The following is a 2,469-nucleotide window of genomic DNA, read 5'->3' on the forward strand; positions in this document are numbered from 1 at the left end:
CTAGGATACCTGGCAGGCGACTCGATGCTGTCTTCATTCATATTGAAACCCGGAATAAGATCGCATTTTCGTATGGATTCCGGAGATTCTACAATTTTTTTGCTATAAAATCAATAATTTAGTTTCTAGACAGGCTCTGAGTGAAGACACGACTACCGGGGCGGCAATAATCGGTCAGCGGCTGGCGTCGATCCTCAAGCGCGCAGCGAGCAATTCCCTGACCGAAACGCTAACCGCTCTTGCCGCTGAGGTCACCGGCGTCCAGACCTTCGTCTCCGGCCTGAAGGAAGCAACAGATAAGAAGATCAGAGGTGCCCTCAATTTACAGCTGAATCGTGACAGGGACTTCTTGGACGCCCTTGCGACCTTTATTGATGGCCTGCAACAGCCTGCCGATCCAGATGGGGATGAGGCGGAAGACCAGGAGGAGGAGGATATGAATCTCCCCAGCACAGGTCGGGGCCTGGCCATTTTAACCTACATGCAAGCAGTCCGAGCTCAGGCCCGTGCACTCGCTGCACAGCGTAACCTTAGCAAAGGCTCGCGTAACGGCAGAATTATTGCGTGGTTGGCGGATCGGTCCTTGAAGCAAACCGATCTTGCTGAGGTCGGCGCCAGTCTTGTGGTCCAAACCTATGCTCGTCGATTCGTTAGCCCCGTCAGCCGTTGTGTTCAAGGCATACCAAGGCGTTATCGCGCATTTCGTCGTCTTCGCCAAGTGGAAGAGCGGTGGTACGCCAAGGGTCCGTTCAGTTCCACGGACCTGCATCCCCTGGAGCTTGATGTTATTTTGTTGGCCATCGTTCGTGCGGGCGGTGACCTACTCAGCAAACCAAGTGTCTTGAGAAATATTGACGAACCCGTCTGGTCGTCACTGAAGCCATTATTTGGGCTCTACATGAATCAGATTTTGGTGGACGAGGCAACGGATTTCTCTCCGGTCCAAATGGCCTGCATGGCGGGTCTATGTCATCCGCAGATTAGATCGTTCTTTGCCTGTGGTGATTTCAACCAGCGTCTGACGACTTGGGGAAGCCGGTCGCTTGACGAGATGAGATGGGTGCTTCCTGATGTGGAAGTCAAGGAGATAACCGTCTCCTACCGTCAGAGTCGACAGCTCAACGAACTCGCCCGCGCCATCATCCATAAGACTGGTGGATCGGCCCGTAACGTGACCCTGCCGGAGCATGTTGATAGCGAGGGTGTCGCGCCCGCTTTGATGGAGTCTGCATCGCAGGCTGAGGAGGTTGTCAACTGGCTGGCCGAACGGATTCGTGAGATTGAGCGCTTCGTCGCTCAACTGCCATCTACCGCAATCTTCGTCAACGAGGAAAGCCAGGTTCAAACGCTCGCCGATGCGCTAAACGAGGTTCTCACTGATTTTAATATTCGGGTTGCAGCTTGCCCACAGGGTCAGGTAATGGGGCGAGACAATGACGTCCGAGTATTTGCCGTTGAGCACATCAAAGGCCTGGAGTTTGAGGCTGTTTTTTTTATTGGTATCGACCGTCTCGCAGGTCTGCATCCGCAGTTATTTGACAAATACCTTTATGTAGGTACCACACGAGCCGCCACTTATTTGGGTGTTACTTGCGAAGAGGTATTGCCGCCGACTATTTCATCGTTGAGGCCAATGTTCGTCTCGGCCTGGGACACAACCCGGCAACCAGGCTGAGGATTACCAAATGGCATTTGATCAACCAACGCGAAATCGTTTGCAGCGCTTTGTGGGCGACGCCCGGTCGTTGCTTGCCGAGGAGTTCACCCGCCAACTTCAGCGCGACTACGGGATGGACCCTAAAACCGGCGAGGTGGCAGACATCGCCAAACTCTCTGACCTCGACGACAGTCGGCGGGAGACGGCCAAAGTCCTGCGGCAGGTGTTTGCCCATTACCTTGCAACGGAGTCCGGCGGCGGCCGGACCGCGGAGACCCAGGTGTTGGACCGCATCGTGCGCGAGCAGGCATTTACCATCCTCAACCGCTTGGCTGCGCTGCGCATGGCGGAGGCACGGGGGTTGCTGATCGAATCGGTCGGTAACGGCTACCAGGCAAAAGGCTTCCAGCTCTATGCCCGCCTGGCCGGCGCTGGCCTGGGCGAAACCGGCGATGCCTACCGCGTCTACCTCTTCAGCGTCTTCGACGAGTTGGCCCAGGACCTACCCGGTCTGTTCGGTCGCTACGCACCCCAGGGGCGGCTGTTCCCGCGTGAGGCGGCGCTCTTGCCGCTGCTGGCGCTGATCAACGACGCCGAGATCGAACCCCTGTGGGGTGAAGACGAGGCCATCGGCTGGATCTACCAGTATTTCAACTCCAAGGAGGAGCGCAACAGGGCGGAACCGTTCTAGCCAGGACTCTCTGTTGCAACCGGCGGTTGTCCGCAACACTGGACAACGCCAGGTGGCCCGGGTATAAAGCACGTCGGTCCCCTTACTGTCCGAGGCCCCGTGCGTGAACCTTCGTGAGGTC

The 2,469-nt window shown here is 56.5% G+C and carries 2 protein-coding genes; both read left to right on the forward strand.

Annotation, left to right across the window (positions count from 1 at the left end):
• Positions 1–349: 349 nt before the first annotated feature.
• Complete coding sequence (locus tag QZX93_RS05370) at positions 350–1,675, forward strand: ATP-binding domain-containing protein (protein WP_295387015.1); 1,326 nt, start codon at positions 350–352, stop codon at positions 1,673–1,675.
• Between the two features lie 10 nt (positions 1,676–1,685).
• Entirely contained in the window at positions 1,686–2,348 is a 663-nt protein-coding gene (locus QZX93_RS05375; protein WP_295387011.1) for a hypothetical protein, read from the forward strand.
• Positions 2,349–2,469: the final 121 nt, after the last annotated feature.

It is taken from the genome of uncultured Thiodictyon sp. (assembly GCF_903946935.1).
Lineage (GTDB): Bacteria > Pseudomonadota > Gammaproteobacteria > Chromatiales > Chromatiaceae > Thiodictyon.

Excerpts from the sequence above, each read along its gene's own strand:
- QZX93_RS05375 (WP_295387011.1), top strand. The coding sequence starts at position 1,686 with ATGGCATTTGATCAACCAACGCGAAATCGTTTGCAGCGCTTTGTGGGC.